The 22,351-nt window shown below is 66.7% G+C and carries 21 protein-coding genes and 1 tRNA gene; 16 read left to right on the forward strand and 6 right to left on the reverse strand.

The window, feature by feature from the left end; translation table 11 throughout:
- Positions 1–63 precede the first annotated feature (63 nt).
- From BLA15945_RS32865 to BLA15945_RS32875, 3 genes are all read left to right on the forward strand, one after another.
- Positions 64–1,002: a carbohydrate ABC transporter permease gene (locus tag BLA15945_RS32865; RefSeq protein WP_174994316.1), complete on the forward strand. Its 939-nt coding sequence runs from the start codon at positions 64–66 to the stop codon at positions 1,000–1,002.
- Positions 992–1,849 (forward strand): carbohydrate ABC transporter permease, encoded by an 858-nt coding sequence (locus BLA15945_RS32870; protein ID WP_043181722.1) that lies wholly within the window; start codon positions 992–994, stop codon positions 1,847–1,849. Before BLA15945_RS32865 ends, BLA15945_RS32870 begins: the two co-directional genes overlap by 11 nt.
- Before the next feature lie 112 nt (positions 1,850–1,961).
- A complete protein-coding gene (locus tag BLA15945_RS32875) occupies positions 1,962–3,080 on the forward strand; it encodes an ABC transporter ATP-binding protein (RefSeq protein WP_059235625.1) in 1,119 nt (372 codons plus the stop codon).
- Between the two features lie 95 nt (positions 3,081–3,175).
- On the opposite strand, the gene BLA15945_RS32880 is transcribed toward BLA15945_RS32875, so the two are convergent.
- From BLA15945_RS32880 to trxB, 3 genes are all read right to left on the reverse strand, one after another.
- The gene (locus BLA15945_RS32880; RefSeq protein ID WP_049030589.1) at positions 3,176–3,826 is read right to left on the reverse strand and encodes a trimeric intracellular cation channel family protein; all 651 of its coding nucleotides are present in this window, start codon (positions 3,824–3,826) and stop codon (positions 3,176–3,178) included.
- The gene (locus tag BLA15945_RS32885) at positions 3,786–4,565 is read right to left on the reverse strand and encodes a Smr/MutS family protein (protein ID WP_059235621.1); all 780 of its coding nucleotides are present in this window, start codon (positions 4,563–4,565) and stop codon (positions 3,786–3,788) included. Before BLA15945_RS32885 ends, BLA15945_RS32880 begins: the two co-directional genes overlap by 41 nt.
- A 135-nt stretch (positions 4,566–4,700) precedes the next feature.
- Positions 4,701–5,663, reverse strand: coding sequence for a thioredoxin-disulfide reductase (gene trxB / locus BLA15945_RS32890; protein WP_059235619.1), 963 nt, complete (start codon positions 5,661–5,663; stop codon positions 4,701–4,703).
- A gap of 439 nt (positions 5,664–6,102) precedes the next feature.
- Between trxB and BLA15945_RS32895 the strand changes: the two genes are divergently transcribed.
- The 3 genes from BLA15945_RS32895 (at position 6,103) to BLA15945_RS32905 (ending at position 10,635) form a co-directional block, all read left to right on the forward strand.
- Complete coding sequence (locus BLA15945_RS32895; protein ID WP_059235616.1) at positions 6,103–8,412, forward strand: DNA translocase FtsK; 2,310 nt, start codon at positions 6,103–6,105, stop codon at positions 8,410–8,412.
- 46 nt (positions 8,413–8,458) lie between these two features.
- Positions 8,459–9,148, forward strand: a complete 690-nt coding sequence (gene lolA / locus BLA15945_RS32900) for an outer membrane lipoprotein chaperone LolA (protein WP_174994317.1) — start codon at positions 8,459–8,461, stop codon at positions 9,146–9,148.
- A gap of 176 nt (positions 9,149–9,324) precedes the next feature.
- Entirely contained in the window at positions 9,325–10,635 is a 1,311-nt protein-coding gene (locus tag BLA15945_RS32905; protein ID WP_174994318.1) for a replication-associated recombination protein A, read from the forward strand.
- Positions 10,636–10,680: 45 nt separating this feature from the next.
- On the opposite strand, the gene BLA15945_RS32910 is transcribed toward BLA15945_RS32905, so the two are convergent.
- Positions 10,681–10,950 (reverse strand): DUF2164 domain-containing protein, encoded by a 270-nt coding sequence (locus BLA15945_RS32910; RefSeq protein WP_059235611.1) that lies wholly within the window; start codon positions 10,948–10,950, stop codon positions 10,681–10,683.
- 250 nt (positions 10,951–11,200) lie between these two features.
- Here BLA15945_RS32910 and serS point away from each other — a divergent pair, with 250 nt between their 5' ends.
- The 4 genes from serS (at position 11,201) to BLA15945_RS32930 (ending at position 15,518) form a co-directional block, all read left to right on the forward strand.
- Entirely contained in the window at positions 11,201–12,502 is a 1,302-nt protein-coding gene (gene serS, locus BLA15945_RS32915; RefSeq protein ID WP_174994319.1) for a serine--tRNA ligase, read from the forward strand.
- Positions 12,503–12,619: 117 nt separating this feature from the next.
- Positions 12,620–12,710: transfer RNA gene (locus BLA15945_RS32920), tRNA-Ser, on the forward strand.
- A 198-nt stretch (positions 12,711–12,908) separates the two neighbouring features.
- Positions 12,909–13,853: a phosphatase PAP2 family protein gene (locus tag BLA15945_RS32925; RefSeq protein WP_063805258.1), complete on the forward strand. Its 945-nt coding sequence runs from the start codon at positions 12,909–12,911 to the stop codon at positions 13,851–13,853.
- Between the two features lie 129 nt (positions 13,854–13,982).
- Positions 13,983–15,518 carry a methyl-accepting chemotaxis protein gene (locus tag BLA15945_RS32930; RefSeq protein ID WP_059235605.1) on the forward strand — a complete coding sequence of 512 codons (1,536 nt, stop codon included), beginning with the start codon at positions 13,983–13,985 and terminating at the stop codon, positions 15,516–15,518.
- A 63-nt stretch (positions 15,519–15,581) separates the two neighbouring features.
- Here the strand turns inward: BLA15945_RS32930 and BLA15945_RS32935 are convergent, their stop codons facing one another.
- Positions 15,582–16,742 carry an alkane 1-monooxygenase gene (locus BLA15945_RS32935; RefSeq protein WP_059235603.1) on the reverse strand — a complete coding sequence of 387 codons (1,161 nt, stop codon included), beginning with the start codon at positions 16,740–16,742 and terminating at the stop codon, positions 15,582–15,584.
- Between the two features lie 320 nt (positions 16,743–17,062).
- Here BLA15945_RS32935 and BLA15945_RS32940 point away from each other — a divergent pair, with 320 nt between their 5' ends.
- The 6 genes from BLA15945_RS32940 to BLA15945_RS32965 all read left to right on the forward strand — a co-directional run bounded on the left by BLA15945_RS32940 (position 17,063) and on the right by BLA15945_RS32965 (position 20,584).
- A complete protein-coding gene (locus BLA15945_RS32940; protein ID WP_233464346.1) occupies positions 17,063–17,338 on the forward strand; it encodes a hypothetical protein in 276 nt (91 codons plus the stop codon).
- Positions 17,301–17,924 (forward strand): GNAT family N-acetyltransferase, encoded by a 624-nt coding sequence (locus BLA15945_RS32945; RefSeq protein ID WP_233464347.1) that lies wholly within the window; start codon positions 17,301–17,303, stop codon positions 17,922–17,924. The genes BLA15945_RS32940 and BLA15945_RS32945 overlap by 38 nt, the downstream gene beginning before the upstream one ends.
- A 169-nt stretch (positions 17,925–18,093) precedes the next feature.
- A complete protein-coding gene (minC, locus tag BLA15945_RS32950; protein WP_174994320.1) occupies positions 18,094–18,879 on the forward strand; it encodes a septum site-determining protein MinC in 786 nt (261 codons plus the stop codon).
- 60 nt (positions 18,880–18,939) lie between these two features.
- Positions 18,940–19,755: a septum site-determining protein MinD gene (minD, locus tag BLA15945_RS32955; RefSeq protein WP_059235599.1), complete on the forward strand. Its 816-nt coding sequence runs from the start codon at positions 18,940–18,942 to the stop codon at positions 19,753–19,755.
- 12 nt (positions 19,756–19,767) lie between these two features.
- Complete coding sequence (minE, locus tag BLA15945_RS32960) at positions 19,768–20,022, forward strand: cell division topological specificity factor MinE (RefSeq protein WP_006476634.1); 255 nt, start codon at positions 19,768–19,770, stop codon at positions 20,020–20,022.
- A gap of 160 nt (positions 20,023–20,182) precedes the next feature.
- Entirely contained in the window at positions 20,183–20,584 is a 402-nt protein-coding gene (locus tag BLA15945_RS32965) for a YXWGXW repeat-containing protein (protein ID WP_174994321.1), read from the forward strand.
- A gap of 116 nt (positions 20,585–20,700) precedes the next feature.
- Here the strand turns inward: BLA15945_RS32965 and BLA15945_RS32970 are convergent, their stop codons facing one another.
- Positions 20,701–22,260: a chloride channel protein gene (locus BLA15945_RS32970; protein ID WP_174994322.1), complete on the reverse strand. Its 1,560-nt coding sequence runs from the start codon at positions 22,258–22,260 to the stop codon at positions 20,701–20,703.
- Positions 22,261–22,351 lie beyond the last annotated feature (91 nt).

Here is a 22,351-nt window from a genome sequence, read left to right on the forward strand (position 1 = left end):
GGGCCCGTGCCGTACCTGGCGCCGGCCCGGCCTGCGTCGCCCTCGTTCCAGGAGTCGAATCAAGTGGCTGCCCCTCTTAGCGGAAACGGATCCGGCGCTGCCGCCGCACGGCGTACGTCGCCGATGTCGGCCTTCGCCGATCGCTGGATCCCGAAGCTCGTGCTTGCGCCGAGCGTCGCGATCGCCGTGGTGTTCATCTACGGCTTCATCCTGATTACCGGCTATCTGTCGCTGACCAACTCGCGACTGTTGCCGAACTACGAATTCGACGGCTTCGGCCGTTACTCGGACCTGTTCCAGAACGACGTGTGGTGGACCTCCGCCGCGAACCTCGGCTGGTTCGGGATCCCGTTCATCGTGGTCTGCGTCTCGCTCGGGCTGTTCCTCGCGATCCTGCTCGACCAGCGGATCCGCAACGAAGGCGCGCTGCGCGCGATCTTCCTGTACCCGATGGCGCTGTCGTTCATCGTGACCGGCACCGCGTGGCAGTGGATCCTGAACCCGGGCCTCGGCCTCGAGAAGGTGATGCACGACTGGGGCTGGACGAGTTTCTCGTTCGGCTGGCTCGACGATCCGGACAAGGCGATCTTCTGCGTGGTGATCGCGGCCGTGTGGCAGTCGACCGGCTTCGTGATGGCGCTGTTCCTCGCGGGGTTGCGCGGTGTCGATGCGGAAATCTTCAAGGCCGCGCAGGTGGACGGCGCGACGCTGCCGACCATCTACCGCAAGATCGTGATCCCGAGCATGCGCCCGGTGTTCTTCTCGGTGCTGCTGATCCTCTGCCACATCACGATCAAGACCTTCGACCTCGTCGTTGCACTGACGGCAGGCGGCCCCGGCACGTCGTCGTCGCTGCCGGCCATGTTCATGTACACGTTTTCGTTCAACCGCGGCCAGCTCGGGCTCGGCGCGGCGTCCTCGGTGATGATGCTCGCGACCGTGGTCGCGGTGCTGGTGCCGCTGATGTATATGGAATCGAGGAGCACCCGCAATGCAGCCTAAGATGACGATCAGCCGGGCAGTGATCTATGCGGCACTGATCCTGTTCGCGCTGTATTTCCTGTTCCCGATCTACGTGATGCTGTCGACGTCGTTCAAGGATCTCGACCAGCTGCGCACCGGCAACCTGCTGACGCCGCCCACCACGTGGACCATCGACCCGTGGGTGAAGGCGTGGAGCGGCGCCTGTACCGGCGTGCGCTGCGACGGGATGAAGCCGTTCTTCCTGAACTCGCTGCAGATGGTGATCCCGGCCGTGCTGATCTCGTCGCTGATCGGCGCGTTCAACGGCTACGTGCTCACGCACTGGCGCTTTCGCGGCGCGGACGCGCTGTTCACGATGATGCTGGTCGGCTGCTTCATCCCGTTCCAGGTGATCCTGCTGCCGATGGCGCGCCTGCAGGGGATGCTGGGCCTCGCCAACACGATTCCGGGCCTCGTGTTCGTGCACGTCGTGTACGGGATCGCGTTCACGACGATGTTCTTCCGCAACTTCTACGTGAGCGTGCCGGCCGAACTCGTGAAGGCCGCGCGCATCGACGGCGCGGGCTTCTTCACGATCTTCACGAAGATCCTGCTGCCGGTGTCGCTGCCGATCTTCATGGTGTGCCTGATCTGGCAATTCACGCAGATCTGGAACGACTTCCTGTTCGGGATCGTGTTCTCCGGCGTCGATTCGATGCCGATCACGGTGGCGCTGAACAACCTCGTCAACACGTCGACGGGCGTGAAGGAGTACAACGTCGACATGGCCGGCGCGATCATCGCCGCACTGCCGACGCTGCTCGTCTACATCGTCGCCGGCCGCTACTTCGTGCGCGGGCTGACGGCGGGCGCGGTGAAGGGGTAAGCGCGGCTTTATCCGATACGACGAACCGGCCGCGCACGACGCGCGGCGCATCGAAACGAACCCGACGCGGCGCCCGAGTGCGCCGCGCGAGACGAGACAGAGGATTCACAGCATGGCAAGCCTTTCCATCCGTGACGTGTACAAGACCTACCCGAACGGGGTGCCGGTCCTGAAGGGTGTCGACATCGAGATCGAGGACGGACAGTTCCTGATCCTGGTCGGCGGGTCGGGCTGCGGGAAATCGACGCTGCTCAACATGATCGCCGGGCTCGAGACGGTCACGAGCGGCGAGATCTGCATCGACGGCAAGGTCGTCAACGACCTGTCGCCGAAGGATCGCGACATCGCGATGGTGTTCCAGTCGTACGCGCTGTATCCGTCGATGACGGTGCGCGAGAACATCTCGTTCGGCCTGAACATCCGCAAGGTGCCGAAGAACGAGCAGCAGCAGATCGTCGACCGCGTGTCGCAGATGCTGCAGATCCAGCACCTGCTCGACCGCAAGCCGGGCCAGCTGTCCGGCGGCCAGCGCCAGCGCGTCGCGATGGGCCGTGCGCTCGCGCGCGATCCGTCGCTGTTCCTGTTCGACGAGCCGCTGTCGAACCTCGACGCGAAGCTGCGCATCGAGATGCGCGCGGAAATCAAGCTGCTGCACCAGCGCCTCGGCACGACGATCGTCTACGTGACGCACGACCAGATCGAGGCGATGACGCTCGGCGACCGGATCGCGGTGATGAAGGACGGCGTAGTCCAGCAGTTCGGCGCGCCGCAGGAGATCTACGATTCGCCGTCGAACCTGTTCGTCGCGGGCTTCATCGGCGCGCCGCCGATGAACTTCATCAACGGCAAGCTGGTCGAGCAGGGCAGCGGGATCGCGCTCGAGATCGACACGGGCCTCGCGCGCAGCGCGCTGAACCTGCCGTTCGACGCGAAACGGATGAACGGCCACGTCGGCCGCGAGGTGATCCTCGGGCTGCGCCCGGAGCGCATCACCGACGCGCGCAACGCGCACCACGGCGAGGCGTCGAAGCTGCAGCCGATCGACGTGCGCGTCGACGTGACCGAGCCGACCGGGCCGGACACGCACGTGTTCGCACAGGTGAACGGCAAGCGGATCGTGAGCCGCGTGCATCCGGCCGCGAACCCGCAGCCGGGGCAGACGCAGTCGCTGTTGTTCGACGTGTCGAAGGCCGTGCTGTTCGATCCGGCGTCGGAAGAGCGGATCGCGTAAAGCGGCGGTTACGCCGAGCGTTGGAGAAAGGGGCCGTGTCGAACGGCCCCTTTTTTGTTTCGGCGATGCGGCTGACGTGGCCGCGGTCATGGCGATCAGTGCGGCAGCCGCACGTCGAACTTGAACGTCGCGAGCCGCGCGACGAGGATGAAGCCGGTCGCGAGCAGCACGCTGTATACCGAGTCGAACTGCAGCCACACGAGCAGCAGGTAGAACCAGCAGCCGACGAATGCGCAGGTCGCGTACGGCCGCGAATCGCGCAGGATCAGCGGGATGTCGTTGCACAGCACGTCGCGGACGATTCCGCCGACCACACCGGTGATCACGCCCATCATCACCGCGATGAAGCGCGGCATCTCGGCGTCGAGCGCGATGGCCGTGCCGGAGATGCTGAAGATGCCGAGCCCGATCGCATCGGCGATCAGCAGCAGCCGTTCGGCCGACAGCCGCGACAGCATTCGCAGCACGAACGGCGCGAACAGCGCGAGCACGAAGATCGCGATCACGTAGTCGTCGTGCACGACCCAGTAGAATGGCCGGCGCTCGAGCAGGATGTCGCGCAGCGTGCCGCCGCCGAACGCGGTCGCGAGCGCGACGACGAACGTGCCGACCGAATCGAGGCGGTTCTTGCGCGCCTCGATGAAACCCGAAATCGCGAAGGCCAGCGTGGCGATCGCCTCCAATACCGCGATCGCGAGCGTCAGCCTAGGATGCGGCACGCGGCCCCCGCTCGGCCGGCGCCGCATGCGGCTGCAGCAGCACGAGCACCGCGCCGGCACCGCCGTCGTTGCCGCGCGCTTCGCAGAACGCGATCACTTCTTCCTTCTGCACGAGCCACGCGCGCACCTTGCCTTTCAGCACGGGCTCCTTGCCGATCGAGCCGAGCCCCTTGCCGTGGATCACGCGCAGGCAGCGCAGCCCCTTCTTGCCGGCTTCGCGGATGAATTCGGCGAGCGCATCGCGTGCCTCGTCGCGCCGCATTCCGTGCAAGTCGATCTGCGCCTGCACGATCCACGCGCCGCTGCGCAGCTTGCGCACGACGTCGCGGCTGATGCCGGGGCGGTGGTAGTACAGCGAGTCGTCGCTGTCGAGCAGCGTCTCGGGATCGAATTCGTCGGACAGCGTCGCGTTCAGCACGGCTTCCTCGTCGCGCTGCGTCTGCTTCGGCACCGGGTCCGGCGGCGTGCGGCCCGCCGACGCGCGCGGCGGAGCGTTCAGCGGCCGGATCGAGCCGATTTCGTTGCGGAACAGGTTCGCGTCGGCTTCCGCCTTGCGCTCGGCTTTCGCGGTTTCGACGCGCGCGCGTTCGCGGCGGTCGGCTTCGCCTTGCAGCGACTTGCGCAACGCGCCGAGGCCCGCGAGGCCCTGGCCGCGCAACGCGGCCGGATCGGGCGCGGGCGGCGGAGCGGCCGGCGCGGGGTTCGCGGGACGGGCAGCGATCTTCCGCTTCGCGGGATCGCTCGGATGGGGCTGGTTCTTCGCCATGATTCGGTAGCAGGGCAGGCGCGTTCGGGCGCGCGGGCAAAAAAAAGCCGCTGCACGGCGGCAGCGGCTTTCCGGTCGAGCCCGCTTCGCGGCAGCGGACGCCATTGTAGCGCCCGGCGCGGCAAGGCTCGCGGCTTACTTCTTGTCGTGCAGGCTTTCGAGGTAGCGTTGCGCGTCGAGTGCGGCCATGCAGCCCGTGCCCGCGCTCGTGATCGCCTGGCGATACACGTTGTCCTGCACGTCGCCTGCAGCGAACACGCCGGCGACGCTCGTCGACGTCGCGTTGCCGTGCAGGCCGCTCTTCGTCAGGATGTAGCCGTCCTTCATCTCGAGCTGGCCCTGGAACAGGTCGGTGTTCGGCTTGTGGCCGATCGCGACGAACACGCCCTGCACCGCGAGGTCTTCCGTCGCGCCGGTCTTCACGTTCTTGATGCGCAGGCCCGTGACGCCCGAATCCTCGCCCGTCACTTCGTCGAGCACGTGATCCCACTTGATGTCGACGACGCCTTCCTTTTCCTTCTCCAGCAGGCGGTCGATCAGGATCGGCTCCGCGCGGAACTTGTCGCGGCGATGGATCACCGTGACCTTCTTCGCGATGCCCGTCAGGTAGAGCGCTTCCTCGACGGCCGTGTTGCCGCCGCCGATCACCGCGACTTCCTGGCCGCGATAGAAGAAGCCGTCGCAGGTCGCGCAGGCCGACACGCCCTTGCCCATGAACAGTTCTTCGGACGGCAGGCCGAGATACTGGGCCGACGCGCCGGTCGCGATGATCAGCGAGTCGCACGTGTATTCGCCCGAGTCGCCGATCAGGCGGATCGGCTGCTCGTGCAGCTTCGCCGTGTGGATATGGTCGAAGACGATTTCGGTGTTGAAGCGCTCGGCGTGCTCGAGGAAGCGTGCCATCAGCTCCGGACCCTGCACGCCTTTTGCGTCAGCCGGCCAGTTTTCGACATCGGTCGTGGTCATCAGCTGGCCGCCCTGTGCGATGCCGGTGATCAGCACCGGGGACAGGTTGGCGCGTGCTGCATAGACGGCAGCCGTGTAGCCGGCGGGGCCGGAACCGAGAATCAGGACTTTGGCGTGTTTGGGCGTGGACATGTGCGAATCCGTAAAAGGCGGCCGCGGCGGGCGGGGTAGGGCTCGCCGTACGATCCGGAGTGACCGGGATGCCGTCATAGATGGGTATCAGACGCGCATTATAAAGGTCCCGTTGCTGCGTTGCCGAACGAGAGTTTCAATCGCGGCGATAGTGTCGCGCGGTGCAACGGCCGCGCATGCTGGGCGAGCAGGGCGCGCGGCGGCGCGTTGCCGCACGTGCACGGCGGGGCGCGGCGCCGAATCGCGGTGGCGGACCGGCGGCGCCCGACGGCCGGTCGGACCGGAGCGAAAGGGCGGCTGCGAAGCGCATCCGGCGCGCCGGCCTGACCCCGGCCCCGTTATGTAACCGTCATTTACACTTGGCGGCCCGGTGCAGCGCTTACAATATGCGGGATCGAACGACAGGCGGGCCCGCAGCCCGTCCTCTTTATACGGATTCATGGCAAAAGCTCCTTATTCCGCCCAGGCACAGGCGTTGCCGCACCGGATGTCGAAGCTCCTTACGGAGATCCGCTGGATTCTCCAGGTTGCGCTCTGTGCGTTTCTGGTGATGGCCCTGCTGAGCTACAGCCGGCGCGATCCGAGCTGGACGCACGCCGCCCAGGTCGATCACATCTCGAACTGGGCCGGCCGCGTCGGCGCGTGGACGGCCGACATCATCCTGCTGCTGTTCGGCCTGTCGGCCTACTGGCTGATCGTGCCGCTCGGGCGGCGCATCGCCGCGAACTACCGTCGCATCACGCGCCACGAGGCGATTCCCGACGAACCCGAGCGGCCGATCGGCTGGCTCACCGAAATCTTTGCGTTCGTGCTGGTCGTGCTCGCGTGCGACGGCATCGAGGCGCTGCGCATGTGGTCGCTGAAGGTGCAGTTGCCGCGCGCGCCGGGCGGCGTCGTCGGCGAGGCCGTCGCGGGCGCGATGTCGCATGCGTTCGGCTTCACGGGCGGCACGCTGCTGCTGCTGATCGCGCTCGCGATCGGCCTGTCGCTGTATTTCCGCTTCTCGTGGCTGTCGGTCGCCGAGCGCGTCGGCGGCGCGATCCTGTCCGCCGTCAACGTCGCGAAGCTGCGCCGCGAGGCCGAGCGCGACCGCAAGCTCGGCGAGGCCGCGGCCGTGCGCCGCGAAGGCAAGGTCGAAGAGGAGCGCGTGCGCATCGAGGATCACGAGCCGGTGACGATCGTGCCGCCGGTCGTCACGCCGGCGAAATCCGAGCGCGTCGAGCGCGAGCGCCAGGTGCCGCTGTTCACCGACCTGCCGGGCGATTCGACGCTGCCGCCGGTGTCGCTGCTCGACCCCGCGCCGAAGACGCAGGAAGCGATTTCCGCCGATACGCTCGAATTCACGTCGCGCCTGATCGAGAAGAAGCTGAAGGACTTCGGCGTCGAGGCGAGCGTCGTCGCCGCGTATCCGGGCCCGGTCGTCACGCGCTACGAGATCGAGCCGGCTACCGGCGTGAAGGGCAGCCAGATCGTCAACCTCGCGAAGGATCTCGCGCGCTCGCTGTCGCTCGTGTCGATCCGCGTCGTCGAGACGATCCCCGGCAAGAACTACATGGCGCTCGAGCTGCCGAACCAGCGCCGCCAGACCGTGCACCTGTCCGAGATCATCGGTTCCGAGGTGTACGCGGCCGCGTCGTCGGCGCTGACGCTGAGCCTCGGCAAGGACATCGGCGGCAAGCCGGTGTGCGCGGATCTCGCGAAGATGCCGCACCTGCTGGTGGCCGGCACGACCGGTTCGGGCAAGTCGGTCGGGATCAACGCGATGATCCTGTCGCTGCTGTACAAGGCCACCGCCGAACAGGTGCGCCTGATCCTGATCGATCCGAAGATGCTCGAAATGAGCGTCTACGAAGGCATTCCGCACCTGCTGTGCCCGGTCGTCACCGACATGCGCCAGGCCGGCCATGCGCTGAACTGGACGGTCGCGGAGATGGAGCGCCGCTACAAGCTGATGAGCAAGCTCGGCGTGCGTAACCTCGCCGGCTACAACAACAAGATCGACGACGCGGCGAAGCGCGAGGAGAAGATCCCGAATCCGTTCAGCCTGACGCCCGAGGATCCGGAGCCGCTCGGCCGCCTGCCGAACATCGTCGTCGTGATCGACGAGCTGGCCGACCTGATGATGGTCGTCGGCAAGAAGGTCGAGGAACTGATCGCGCGGATCGCGCAGAAGGCGCGCGCGGCCGGCATCCACCTGATCCTCGCGACGCAGCGTCCGTCCGTCGACGTGATCACGGGCCTGATCAAGGCGAACGTGCCGACGCGGATCGCGTTCCAGGTGTCGTCGAAGATCGACTCGCGCACGATTCTCGACCAGATGGGCGCCGAATCGCTGCTCGGGATGGGCGACATGCTGTATCTGGCGCCCGGCACCGGGCTGCCGGTGCGCGTGCACGGCGCGTTCGTCGCCGACGACGAAGTGCATCGCGTCGTCGAGAAGCTCAAGGAGCACGGCGAACCGAACTACGTCGAGGGCCTGCTCGAAGGCGGCACCGCCGACGGCGACGAGGGCTCGGCCGGCGCGGGAACCGGTGAAGGCGGCGACGAGTCTGATCCGCTGTACGACCAGGCGGTCGAGATCGTCATCAAGAACCGCCGCGCGTCGATCTCGCTCGTGCAGCGTCATCTGCGGATCGGCTACAACCGCGCGGCGCGGCTGCTCGAGCAGATGGAACAGTCGGGGCTCGTGTCGGCGATGTCGTCGAGCGGCAACCGCGAAATTCTTGTGCCGGCGCGCGACGCGGAATGAGTCCGCGGCGCCCGCAGCGCCGGCCACCCAGGGAGAAAACCGCATCATGCAGCAACTTTCGTTCGCCCCTTCCCTTCGTTCGACGCGGCGCTGGCTCGGCGCGGCGCTCGCCGGCGCATCGCTGATGCTCGCGGCGACGCACGCGTTCGCGGGCGGTACCGAGCAGCTGAAGGCCTTCGTGTCGCAGGTGCGTTCGGCGAAGGGCGATTTCACGCAGCAGATCGTCAAGGCGCCGGCCAAGGGCGCGAGCGCCGCGCAGGCCGCACCGAAGCCCACCGACAATTCGAGCGGCACGTTCGTGTTCGCGCGTCCCGGCAAGTTCATCTGGACGTACCAGAAGCCGTACCAGCAGGTGCTGCAGGCCGACGGCGACAAGCTCTACGTGTACGACCGCGACCTGAACCAGGTCACCGAGCGCAAGCTGAACGGCGCGCTGGGCGCGAGCCCCGCCGCGATCCTGTTCGGCAGCAACGATCTCGACAAGAACTACACGCTGCGCGATGCCGGCGAGAAGGGCGGCATCGAGTGGCTCGAGATGTTGCCGAAGGCGCAGGACACGCAGTTCCAGCGGATCGGCATCGGTTTCCGGAACGGCACGCTCGCCGCGATGGAACTGCACGACGTGTTCGGCAACGTCACGCTGCTGACCTTCACGAACATCCAGACGAACCCGCCGCTGAAGGGCGATACGTTCAAGTTCGTGGTGCCGAAGGGCGCCGACGTGATCACCGGCTGACCGGCGCCGCGCGCCGCTCTTGCGCAACGGGCCTGCCGGTGACGGCAGGCCCGTGTTGTTTCCGGGCGCGGGCACCGGGCGCGGGCACCGGGCGCGGCAGTGCCGTCGCGCGGCTGTCATAATGTCGGGTCCGGCGGCCGGTTCGGCCGCCATCGTTTGATGTGGAGCGAGGGTTCATGTCCGACCTGTTTCAAGTCGAGCCGCGCCGCCCGCTCGCCGAGGCGCTGCGGCCGAAGACGCTCGCCGAGGTGATCGGCCAGACGCATTTGCTGGGCGAAGGCAAGCCGCTGCGGCTCGCGTTCGAGTCGGGCAAGCCGCATTCGATGATCCTGTGGGGGCCGCCCGGCGTCGGCAAGACGACGCTCGCCCGGCTCACCGCGCTTGCGTTCGACTGCGAGTTCATCGCGCTGTCCGCGGTGCTCGGCGGCGTGAAGGACATCCGCGAGTCGATGGAGCAGGCGAGGGACACGCTGAACCGCACCGGCCGCCACACGATCCTGTTCGTCGACGAGATCCACCGCTTCAACAAGGGGCAGCAGGATGCGTTGCTGCCGTTCGTCGAGTCGGGGCTCGTGACCTTCATCGGCGCGACGACCGAGAATCCGAGCTTCGAGGTCAATTCGGCATTGCTGTCGCGGGCGCAGGTGTACGTGCTGAAGTCGCTGGACGACGACGAGATGCGCCAGTTGCTGAAGCGCGCGCAGGAAATCGCGCTCGACGGCCTGTCGTTCGACGACAAGGCGATCGATACGCTGGTCGGCTATGCGGACGGCGACGCGCGCCGCTTCCTGAACCTGCTCGAACAGGCGCAGACGGCGGCGACGTCGGCCGGCACCGCGACGATCGATGCCGAATTCGTCAGCAGCGCGATGACGCTGAACGCGCGGCGCTTCGACAAGGGCGGCGACAACTTCTACGACCAGATCTCGGCGCTGCACAAGTCGGTGCGCGGGTCGAGCCCGGACGGCGCGCTGTACTGGTTCTGCCGGATGATCGACGGCGGCGCCGATCCGAAGTATCTCGCGCGGCGCATCGTGCGGATGGCGTGGGAAGACATCGGCCTCGCCGATCCGCGCGCGCTGCAGATGGCGAACGACGCGGCCGAAACCTACGAGCGGCTCGGCTCGCCGGAAGGCGAACTCGCGCTCGGGCAGGCGGTGATCTATCTTGCGTGCGCGGCGAAGAGCAACGCCGGCTACAACGCGTTCAACCAGGCGATGGCGTTCGTGAAGCAGGACAAGTCGCGCGAGGTGCCCGTGCATCTGCGCAACGCGCCGACCAAGCTGATGAAGGAACTCGGCTACGGCCATGCGTACCGTTACGCGCACGACGAGCCGAACGCGTATGCCGCCGGCGAGACGTACCTGCCGGACGGAATGCGCGAGCCGCGCTGGTACCAGCCGGTGCCGCGCGGGCTCGAATCGAAGATCGCCGACAAGCTTGCGTGGCTGCGCGAACTCGACCGTGAGGCCGGCAAGAAGGACTGACGCGGCAACGCGTGGGCCGGTCGGGCCTGCGCGGCGGCCGCTGCGTCAGCGCTTGCGGCCCGGCTGCTGTTTCTTCCAGTATTCGAACGGCTCCTCGTGACATTCGATGTCGAGTTCGGCGACGCGCGCGTGCAGGCGTTCCTGCGCGTCGGCGATCGCGAGGTTGTAGATCGCCGGCGCGATGTCCTCGATGAAGAAATGCAGCAGTGCGCCGGCCTGGATGTTGCCGATCGGCTCGTCCATGTTTTCTGTGAAATAGCGTTGCAGCGACGCGACTGCGCGATCGCGGACATCCTTGTCGAGCTCGATGGCCATCGGGTTCCCCGGGGTTGCGGTGATGCGGAGCCGGCGCTTCGCGCGATCCCTTGCCGCCAGCCGGCACCGGCATTTGCGATCGGCAACCGTGCGACGCGCCGCGATTCGCCGGCAGCCGACGTTGCGGCCCGGCAAGGCCATACTGCCACGGCCGCCGCCCGTTTGCGGCATTGTCCGTCCGGCCAATGCCGTGGCGGCCGCGCGGTGCGTTAGAATTCCCGTCTTACACAACGATTTTCCAAGTCCTCCCATGCTCGACATCCAGTTGCTGCGCAAAGACCTCGACGGCGTCGCGAAGCGCCTCGCCGATCGCGGCTACACCCTCGACGTCGCCGCGTTCTCCGCTCTCGAAGCGGAACGCCGCGCGATCCAGACCCACACCGAAGAGCTCCAGGCGCGCCGCAACAGCCTGTCGAAGCAGATCGGCGCGATGAAGGGGAAGGGCGAGGACACGTCGGCCGTGATGGCCGAGGTCGGCGGGATCGGCGACGACATGAAGGCGTCGGAAGCCAAGCTCGGCGACATCCAGGCGCGTCTGTCCGACCTGATGCTGGGCATGCCGAACGTCGCGCACGAAAGCGTGCCGGTCGGCAAGGACGAAGCCGACAACGTCGAGGCACGCCGCTGGGGCACGCCGCGCCAGTTCGACTTCGAGGTGAAGGATCACGTCGATGTCGGCACGCCGCTCGGCCTCGATTTCGAGACGGGCGCGAAGCTCGCCGGTGCGCGTTTCACGATGCTGCGCGGCCCGATCGCGCGCCTGCACCGCGCACTCGCGCAGTTCATGATCGACACGCACACGCAGCAGCACGGCTACACCGAGACGTACACGCCGTACATCGTGAATCCGGAGATCCTCTACGGTACGGGCCAACTGCCGAAGTTCGCGGACGACATGTTCCGCGTCGAGAAGGGCGGTGCGGAGAACACGGTCACGCAGTACCTGATTTCCACGTCCGAGATCTCGCTGACGAACACCGTGCGCGAGTCGATCGTCGACGCAGCCGCGCTGCCGATCAAGCTGACCGCGCATTCCCCGTGCTTCCGCTCGGAAGCCGGTTCGTACGGCCGCGACACGCGCGGGATGATCCGCCAGCATCAGTTCGACAAGGTCGAGATGGTGCAGGTCGTCGCGCCGGAAGCATCGTATGCGGCCCTCGACGAGATGGTCGGCCACGCGGAAGCGATTCTGCAGAAGCTCGGCCTGCCGTACCGCGTGATCACGCTGTGTACCGGCGACATGGGTTTCTCGGCCGCGAAGACGTTCGATCTCGAAGTGTGGCTGCCCGCGCAGAACACCTATCGCGAGATCTCGAGCTGCTCGAACACCGAGGCGTTCCAGGCGCGCCGGATGCAGGCGCGTTTTCGCAATGCGCAGGGCAAGCCGGAGCTCGTGCATACGCTGAACGGTTCGGGCCTTGCAGTTGGCCGCACGCTCGTCGCGGTGCTGGAGAACTACCAGAACGCCGACGGTTCGGTCACGGTGCCGGAAGCACTGCGTCCGTACATGGGTGGCATGGAGCGCATCGACGCGCCGGCACAGGCGTCGTAACGCAGGCCTTCGAAGCCCTCGTAAAATAATTTGCACAAAGGGCTTGTCATCCTCGAAGAGATCGTCTTATAATCTTTTCTTTCGCGGAAACGACCAACCGCGAAATGCAGTAAGGAAGGAGAGGTGGCAGAGTGGTCGAATGTACCTGACTCGAAATCAGGCGTACGGTTTCCCCGTACCGTGGGTTCGAATCCCACCCTCTCCGCCAAAATACGAAGCCCCGTGATCTGAAAGGATCACGGGGTTTTTCGTTTTTGGGTCTGCAGTGCGACTGCATCGTTGGCGATGCCTTGGCAGCACGCCGGCTACCGGCGTACCGTATCGTGCTGATACGATGGCGACCAACTGCGCGCACGATGCGTGCCGCATCTTCGATGCAGTCTCGCTGCGTGACGCACCTCACTCCATGACGAACCGACTGTCGAAAGTCCTGACGGCCATTGCACTGCTGACTGCCGTCATTGCAGTCGTGGACATCCGCGGCGCGCACCGCGCAGGCATTGCGCTGGTGGTCGGCAATGCGGTGTCCGTTGCAGGGCTGGCAGCAGGTGCCGCCACCGTCGTGCTGATCGCGTTGTCGCACAAGAGGCGCTATCGCGAGCACGCACGCGCAGGGTGGCTGCGCGAATCGGTGCTGGCGCTGCTGTGCATCGTGGCGATTGCCGCCTTCAGCCAGGCCATCGTCGTGCTCGACTACCTGTGTGTCGCACTCGCGCCGCCGTCGATCGAAGCCGGTCTCGTCCGGTTCGACGCATTGCTCGGTTTCCACTGGCTCGACTTTTATCGCTGGGTGAATGCGCATGCGGAACTGCACCGCGTGCTCGAGTTCGCGTACCGCAGCAGCATCGTGCAACTGATCGCCGTCCCGTTCATTCTCGCCACCACGCGGCGGCATGACGACCTCGCCGAATTCATCGCGCTGTTCGCCGTCGCGCTGCTGATCGTTGTCCTGATCTCGACGCCGTTCCCGGCACAAAGCGCATTTGTCCATTTCGGCGTCACCGAACCGGGCACGGTGTCGACCGTGTCTCACTACGACCTGCTGCGTAACGGACAGCTTCGGCAATTCAACCTGTCCGAATCGCAGGGGCTCGTGTCGTTGCCGTCATTTCACGCGATGCTCGCGCTGTTGCTCGCCTACGCGGTGCGGCATGTGCGTTATGTGTTTCCCGCGGCGGCCGTCCTGAACGCGACGATGCTCGCGGCGACCCCGACACAGGGCGGCCATTACCTGGCCGACGTGATTGCCGGGATCGTATTCGGCGGGGTGTCGATCGCCGTCGTGCGCCGCTGGACGGCGGGCTCACGCACCGCCGCGGCAGCCGGGCCGCGCGCAACGCATCCGACCTGAGCAGCCCGTGCCGCGCCCCGGGCTGTACCGCTTTCCTCAGTTTTAAGCCTTCGATCCCGGCGCCGTTAACACGGTGCGGCGGCCGGCATCCAAGCCGGGCCGCATCGTTCTCCGTCGATTCAAGGTCCCATGAAGCTGAGCTACAAGATTCCCCTCGCATTCGCCGTCGCGCTGTTGCTGATGTTCTGTGGCGCGCTGTACGGTATTCACATCCTCAACCGGTCGATCGATACGTTCGCCGAAGACGTGCAGGCGAACGTCGGCGACGAACGGCTTGTGTCGGCCACGCTCGTGCAGTTCAAGCTGCAGGTGCAGGAATGGAAGGACACGCTGTTGCGCGGCAAGCAGCCCGACAATCTCGACCGGTACTGGCAGGCGTTCCAGACGCGCGAACGTGCGGTCGATTCGCTCGGCGCGCAGCTCGTCCGCCAGTTGCCGCCCGGCAACAGTCGCGCGCTCGTCGAGCAGTTCATGCGCGCGCATACGGCGATGGGCGATGGCTACCGGCGCGGCTTCGACGCGTTCAAGGCCGCCGGTTTCGAGTCGTCGGCCGGCGATGCCGCCGTGGCGGGCGTCGACCGCGAACCCGCGGCACTGCTGGAGCAAGCGGCAAAGTCGATCGCTGCCGAGAGCGCCGCCGTGTCGGCGCAGGCGAGTCGCGACGCGCGGCACGCGACCACCGCGAGCCTCGCGCTGATGCTGGTCGTGCTCGGCGTCGCGATGGCCGGCGCGTTCCTGTTCAGCCGTGCGATCCTGCGTCCGCTCGACCGTGCGGTGGCGTGCGCGCAGGCTGTCGCCGAAGGCGACCTGACGCGCGACGTCGACGCAACCGGCCGCGACGAGATCGCCGACCTGCTGCGCGCGCTGCAGACGATGCAGGCGAGCCTGTCCGGTGTCGTGCTCGAGGTGCGTACGCATGCCGAAGCCGTCGCCACCGCGAGCGCGCAGATCGCGTCGGGCAATCACGATCTGTCGGCGCGTACCGAGTCGCAGGCCGCGTCGCTCGAGGAGACGGCCGCCAGCATGACCCAGTTGACCGGCATCGTGCGCCAGTCGGCCGAGCACGCCCAGCATGCGGCGCAGCTGGCGCGCGACGCGTCGCATATCGCGTCGGCCGGCGGCGGCGTCATGACGGACGCGGTCCACACGATGAACGGCATCGCCGACAGCGCGGCGAAGGTCGGCGAAATCATCACGGTGATCGACGGTATCGCCTTCCAGACCAACATCCTCGCGTTGAACGCGGCGGTGGAGGCGGCGCGCGCGGGCGAGCAGGGGCGCGGCTTCGCGGTCGTCGCGGCGGAAGTGCGCACGCTTGCACAGCGCAGCGCGTCGGCCGCGAAGGAGATCAAGGGGCTCATCGAGCAATCGACGCAGCGGGTCGACGAGGGCGCCGTGCTGATCGGCCGCGCGGGCGAATCGATTCACGAGATCGTGGGCGCGGTGCAGCGCGTGACGACGATCGTCGGCGAGATCTCGTCTGCGTCGCAGGAACAGAGCGGCGGCATTCAGCAGGTGAATGTCGCGGTCACGCAGATGGACGAGGCGACGCAGCGCAACGCGGCGCTCGTCGAGCAGGCCACGGCCGCGACGCAGGCACTGGCCGAGCAGGCGAGCGCACTGCGGCACGCGGTGGCCGTGTTCAGGCTGCCGGAGCCCGCGTAACGGGACCGCGGTCGGGCGCCGGCTGAACCGGATGCCGGCGTCTCCCCGGCGCTTGCCCGCCCATCACGCCGCGGCCGGATACTGCGCGAGCACCCTGGCGCGGATCGACGGCTTGATGTTCGAATGCGCCATGTCGCCGCGATAGTGCGCGACGACGCGCGGATTCATCACGCGATACCAGAGCGGCGGCACGTACGCGAACAGGATCATCGTCGCGTAGCCGGCCGGCAGTTGCGGCGAATCGTCGAAGTGGCGCAACGCCTGGTACGAGCGCGTCGGGTTCGCGTGATGGTCGGCGTGCCGCTGCAACTGGTACAGGAACAGGTTGGTGACGACGTGATTGCTGTTCCACGAATGCTGCGGCGTGCAGCGTTCGTAGCGGCCGCTCGGCAGCTTGCGGCGGCCGAGCCCGTAGTGCTCGACGTAGTTCACGACTTCGAGCAGCGAGGCGCCGTAGACGGCCTGGATCACGAGGAACGGGATCACCACCTTGCCGGCCATCGCGATCGCGATGCCCCAGACGACGACGGTCATCGCCCATGCGTGCAGCACTTCGTTGCGCCAGGTCCACGGCGAATGTCCGAGTCGCTCGAGGCGGGCCTTTTCGAGCCGCCATGCCGAACGGATGCTGCCGGTTACCGTGCGGGGCAGGAACGCCCAGAACGACTCGCCGTAGCGCGCGCTCGCCGGATCCTCGGCTGTCGCGACGCGCACGTGATGGCCGCGATTGTGCTCGACGTAGAAGTGGCCGTACGCGACCGGCGCGAGTGTGATCTTCGCGAGCCAGCGTTCGAAGCGGTCGGTCTTGTGTCCGAGTTCGTGCGCGGTATTGATCGAGATGCCCGTCGCGGCGCCGAGCGACAGCGCGAAGCCGACATAGTCGTACCACGCGAGCGCGTGCGTGCCGACGATCCACACGCAGGCGAAGAACGCGACGTATTCGACGAAGGTCGCGAGATAGACGATGTACCGGTAATAGCGCTCGCGTTCGAGGTGCGGCACGACGGCCTCGGGCGGATTGTCGCGATCGTCGCCGATCAGCGTGTCGAGGACCGGGATCACGCCGAACGCGAACAGCGGGCCGAACCACCAGAACACGTGCAGGCCCGTCGACAGCGCGAGCTGCGCGGCGAGGATCGGCAGCGTGATCGTCAGTGCGCCGAGCAGCCACAGGTAACGCTTCCCATCCGACCAGCCCGAAGCCGATCCGTCGGTCATTGCCATTGTCTCCCTCCAGTCGGCCGGCCCGCGGGCGGCCGCATGCACGGTTGTTCGAATCCTCGTGGGTCCGCGACGCGCGCGCGGCGGCACCGGATCGTTGCCCGGTTCTGCCTGTTATACGACTCGCGCGCACGCTTGCCAAACGCCAGCGCTAGGCACGGCGCTCCAAACGAACGGGGGGCGTGCGGCGCATGCGGGGAAGGGCCGGCGCGCGCTGATTGAAACATGCTTGCGAGGCCGGATCGACCCGCAGGCTGCGCAGATTGTCAGAAGAATGGCGTGACAGGCTGCGCGCGCGTGCGAGGTTGGCGGGTCCGCAACAAATGTTGCATCGCAATAAAGAGCGCGAGACGAAGATGGGCGAACCGCGATTTTTGTTTGCCGGTATTACGCGGCGTTACGGCCGCGACGGGGCGACGCAATGCGACCCGAAACCCGACGGCCGCGCATCGCAAGGCGAACGGGGCGAAGCGCCGGGCGACGGCCCTGCGATTGCCGCCCGGCAGCCTGCGTCGATGCACCGATGCTGCACCTGCACACCGATGGGCCTGCATCGCGCTGATGACAACTGCTGCCTTTCAATCCGCGCCGCCATTTGAAAATAACGATTTGACTCATGCCCCGCTTTCGGTTGAAGCTAATAGCTTGCTGTCCGAAGGGGGCTGTGCCTGCATGAGTTCGACCTTGACCGTTCGTCGTATCGTTGCCGACCAGGGCGGCGTGTATCGCGAACTCCGCGCCGCATCGCTGCGTGAGCCCTACGCGCCCGGCGAAGCGCCGGAGGCCGAATTGCTGAACGTCGAAACGGACGCAGCGTCGGCGATTGCCGCGCAGCGCGCCGTGTCCGACGAGTCGACGACTTTCCTGCTGTACACCGAAGGCCATCCGGCCGGCATGATCGGCGCGTATTTCGACAACACGCCCGATCGGCGCGCGTTCGTCAGCGAGCTGTGGGTTGCGCACGCGGTGCGCCATCTGCGCGGCGGCGTGCTGCTGCTGGAGACGGCCACCGCATGGCTTGCCGAACGCGGCGCCAGCGATGTCTACGCATGGATCGCCGATGCGAACCGCAACGCGATCCGCTTCTACGAGCGCGCGGGTTTCGGCAACACCGGCGAACATGCGCCGATCGCGCGGATGCCCGGCGCGATGAAATCGTTGTTCGTGTCGCAGGTGAAGCACTGACGCGACGTCAAAACGCGGGCTGCACGGCGCGATGAACATCGAATCGCCCGCTGGCCTGCCCGCCTGCCGGTTGCGTACCCGTCCGGGCCGCCGCAACCCCGAGTCCCAAAAATAATGGCTGCGCGCGTGGACGCCTGTAAAATACGCAAAAAATTTTTGCAGAGTGTCCATGTCGCTTAAAAAATCGCCATTCTTCGAGCTGCGCAGCGGATCGGTCGATACGTTGCTGTTCACCGTGAAGACGACCGATCTCGACGCGTTGCGTACCGAACTGGTCAAGCGCTTCGAAGCGACTCCCGAGTTTTTCGCCGACGATGTCGTCGCGATCGACGTCCGCCGCCTGGCTGACGGCGAACGCGTCGCGCTCGCGGACATCCGGCAGATGCTGAACGACGTGCGGATGCGCCCGGTGGGCGTCGTCGCACTGGCAACGCAGGGCTGGGCGGGGGAAGCCGGCCTGCCGTTGCTCGAGGCGCGCGACCGCCGCGCGCCGGCCGCGAAACATGCCGACGAAGCGGAACCGGCGGCTGTGCCAGCCGCCGGGACCGCCGCCGCTCCGGCAGCCGCAGCGGCGCCTGAACAGTCGTCGGAACCCGCGCCGACGCTCTTGCAGGCCGGCGGCCAGACACTGGTGATCGACCGGCCGTTGCGTTCGGGGCAGCAGATTTACGCGAAAGGAGACCTCGTGGTGCTCGCGCCGGTCAGTCACGGTGCGGAAATCATCGCGGAAGGCAATATCCACATCTACGCGCCGTTGCGCGGCCGCGCACTCGCGGGCGTGCACGGCAATCACGACGCGCGCATTTTCTGCACGTGTCTGGAGCCGGAACTGATTTCGATCGCGGGTATCTATCGAACAACCGAGAACCCGCTGCCCGCCGAAGTACTGGGCAAATCGGTGCAGATCCGGCTCGAAGAGGAAAAACTGATGATCGAACCGCTGCGCCTGACGTAAATTCACGCGGTGCGCTCCGGATCGATCGGCTCTCATTGACGAACACAGGGTATTGGGTAAATGGCAAAAATCATCGTGGTGACCTCGGGCAAGGGCGGCGTGGGCAAGACGACGACGAGCGCAAGCTTCGCGTCGGGCCTCGCGCTGCGCGGCCACAAGACGGCCGTGATCGACTTCGACGTCGGCCTGCGCAACCTCGATCTCATCATGGGCTGCGAGCGTCGCGTCGTGTATGACCTCGTGAACGTGATCCAGGGCGAAGCGAACCTGAACCAGGCGCTGATCAAGGACAAGAAGTGCGAGAACCTGTTCATCCTGCCGGCGTCGCAGACGCGCGACAAGGATGCGCTGACGCGCGACGGCGTCGAGAAGGTGCTGAACGACCTCGTCGCGATGGACTTCGAATTCATCGTCTGCGATTCGCCGGCCGGTATCGAGGCGGGTGCACTGCACGCGATGTACTTCGCGGATGAAGCGCTGATCGTCACGAACCCGGAAGTGTCGTCGGTGCGCGACTCGGACCGCATTCTCGGCATCCTGTCGTCGAAGACGAAGCGCGCGACCGAAGGCAAGGATCCGATCAAGGAGCACCTGCTGATCACGCGTTACAGCCCGAAGCGCGTGAGCGAAGGCGAGATGCTGTCGCTCGAGGACATCAGCGAGATCCTGCGCATCAAGCTGATCGGCGTGGTGCCGGAATCGGAAGCCGTGCTGCACGCATCGAACCAGGGTCTGCCGGCCGTCCATATCGACGGTACCGACGTCGCCGAAGCGTACAAGGATGTCGTCTCGCGCTTCCTCGGCGAGGACAAGCCGCTGCGCTTCACCGATTACCAGAAGCCGGGCCTGCTGCAGCGCCTCTTCGGCAGCAAGTAACGGAGGCCGCCCATGTCCATTCTTTCGTTTCTCCTCGGCGAGAAGAAGAAGTCTGCATCGGTCGCGAAGGAGCGCCTGCAACTCATCATCGCACACGAGCGGGTCGGTGGCCGGCCGCCGGCCGATTACCTGCCGGCGCTGCAGAAGGAGCTGGTCGCGGTCATCTCGAAGTATGTCCATATTTCGGACGATGACATCCGCGTGAGCCTCGAGCGCCAGGACGACCTCGAAGTCCTCGAAGTGAAGATCGAGATCCCGCAAGCCTGACGCTTGCCGGAGTCCCTCCGCACGGCGGCACCCGCCGCCGTGCGCGTCTTACGCCCTGTTGCACTTTCGGGCACGCCGTAACACGGCGCCTGTCGGTCGTAATCGACCCTCCCGCATTGAACGAATACGCTCGCGTTACTTGTTCAACCAGGAGGTTGTGATGGCTGTCTCTCATGTTCAACGTCGTATCGTTTCGCTCGCGCTGTTTGCCGCGGGCCTGTCAGCCGTCGTCGCGCCGTTTGCCGCGCATGCGGACGAAATTCTCGTCGGCGCGCCCGTGATCGCGCCGCAGGGGCGTGTGGTTATCGCCGAGCCGGTCGCCGTGCGTACCGAGGAAGTCGTCATCGTCTCGCCCAATGCGCCGCCGCCCGTGCGCTACGAGGTCGTGCCGACCGCGCGTGTGGGCTACGTGTGGGAGCGCGGGCACTGGCGCTGGGAGCATGGCCGCTATGTGTGGATCGGCGGCCACTGGGAGGCCGAGCGCGTCGGCATGCAATGGGTGCCGGGCCACTGGGACCAGCGCGGTCCGAACTGGTTCTGGACGCGCGGCCACTGGGCGTGATGGAGCCGCGTGATGAAAAGAACCGTCATCGTCATCGCGCTCGTCGCGATCACGCTGGCCGGGTGCGTCGTCGTGCCGGCGCGTCCCGTCTACTACCGGCCGGCCCCTGTCGTGATCTACTGAGCGTCGCGCGGGCCGTGTTGCGCCGGCCCGTTCGCGCCGGACGCAGCCGGTCCGGCATCGTGCGGGGCCGCCGGGTGCGCCGCGCCTTCGTCCGGGGCCGCAGCCGCGGGCGCGGTACGGTCTTCGTCGCGCAGCGTGTCGAGCGGATCGGCGGGGACCGAGGTTGCATCCTGAGGTTCGGTCACGTCGGTCACGTCGGTCGTCGCGGTTGCAGCCGCAGTGGTTGCCGCGGCAGGTTCGGCGGCCGCGACGGGCGGCGCGAGATAGCGCTGTGCGAGCGTTTCATAGAGCGGCGGCGCGAAAAAGCGCGATACGCGGCTCGACACCAGCGCGGTAGCCATCAGCGAGATCACCAGGGCATGACCATTGATCATCTCCATCACGATCACGAACGACGTGATCGGCGACTGCGTGACGGCCGCAAGATAGCCGACCATCGCGAGCGCGATCAGCATCGGCAGGCTCATGTTGCTGAACACGATGTGCAGCAGGTTGCCGAATCCGGCGCCGATCGACAGCGACGGCGCGAAGATCCCGCCCGGGATGCCCGGCAGGTACGACGCGACCATCGAGATCATCTTCAGGAACGGATAGAACACCGACAGGTGCTGGCTGCCGTCGAGCAGGCCGCGCGCCTCGGCGTAGCCGCTGCCGAAGGTCGTGCCGCCCGACACGAGGCCGACCACGGCGATCGCGAAACCGCACAGCGCGGCGAACGTGACCGGTCGTTCGCGGTACAGGCCCAGCAGGCGCGCGGGCAGCCAGCGCCCGGTGTTGAGCAGCAGCCAGCAGAACACGCCGCCCGCGATGCCCGTCACGATCGCGGTGACCAGCACCGCGACCGCCAGCAGCTTCGGGAAATGGGGGCCGGTGTCGATCGTGCCGAAGTACGTGTAGTTGCCGTTCAGGCCGAGCGCGACGACGCCGGCGAGGATGATCGCGGTGATCAGCACGCCGCTGGCGCGCGCGGAGAAGCTGCGCGTCAGTTCCTCGATCGCGAACACGATCCCGGCGAGCGGCGTGTTGAACGCGGCCGACAGCCCGGCCGCCGCGCCGGCCAGCACGAGCTGGCGTTCGATCTGCGCATTGGAGCGCGGGTAGAAGCGCCGCAGGTTGAACATCAGCGCCGCGCCGACCTGCACGGTCGGCCCCTCGCGGCCGATCGTGAAGCCGCCCAGGATGCCGAGGAGCGAGATCAGCACCTTGCCGAACAGGATGCGCAGCGTCAGCAGCCGGGCGCCGAACGCGCTCGGGCGCGCATGCAGGGTGGCGATCACCTGCGGGATGCCGCTGCCTTCGGCGCCGCGGAAGAACCGTCGCGTGAGCCAGACCGACGCGGCGGCGATGGCCGGCGTCAACAGCAGCGGCAGCCACACGGCGTGATCGCGCATCGCCCGGAAGGTCTCGTAGCCCCAGTCGATCAACCGCGCGTAGAGCACGGCCGCGAGGCCGACGACGATCGCGCCGAGCCAGAAGACACCGTACTGGCGCCAGATGCGCAGCGAGCGGCGAGTGAGGGCGGGAAACAGGGCGGGAATGGCAGGGCGTGGCATCGGCGGGGGCCATCAGGCAAAGGACCGATTATAAAAAGAACCGGCGCCGCGCAGTCGGGTGACAATGTTTTGCAAGCTTGTAGCATTTCGT

This window comes from Burkholderia arboris (assembly GCF_902499125.1).
Classification (GTDB): Bacteria; Pseudomonadota; Gammaproteobacteria; order Burkholderiales; family Burkholderiaceae; genus Burkholderia; species Burkholderia arboris.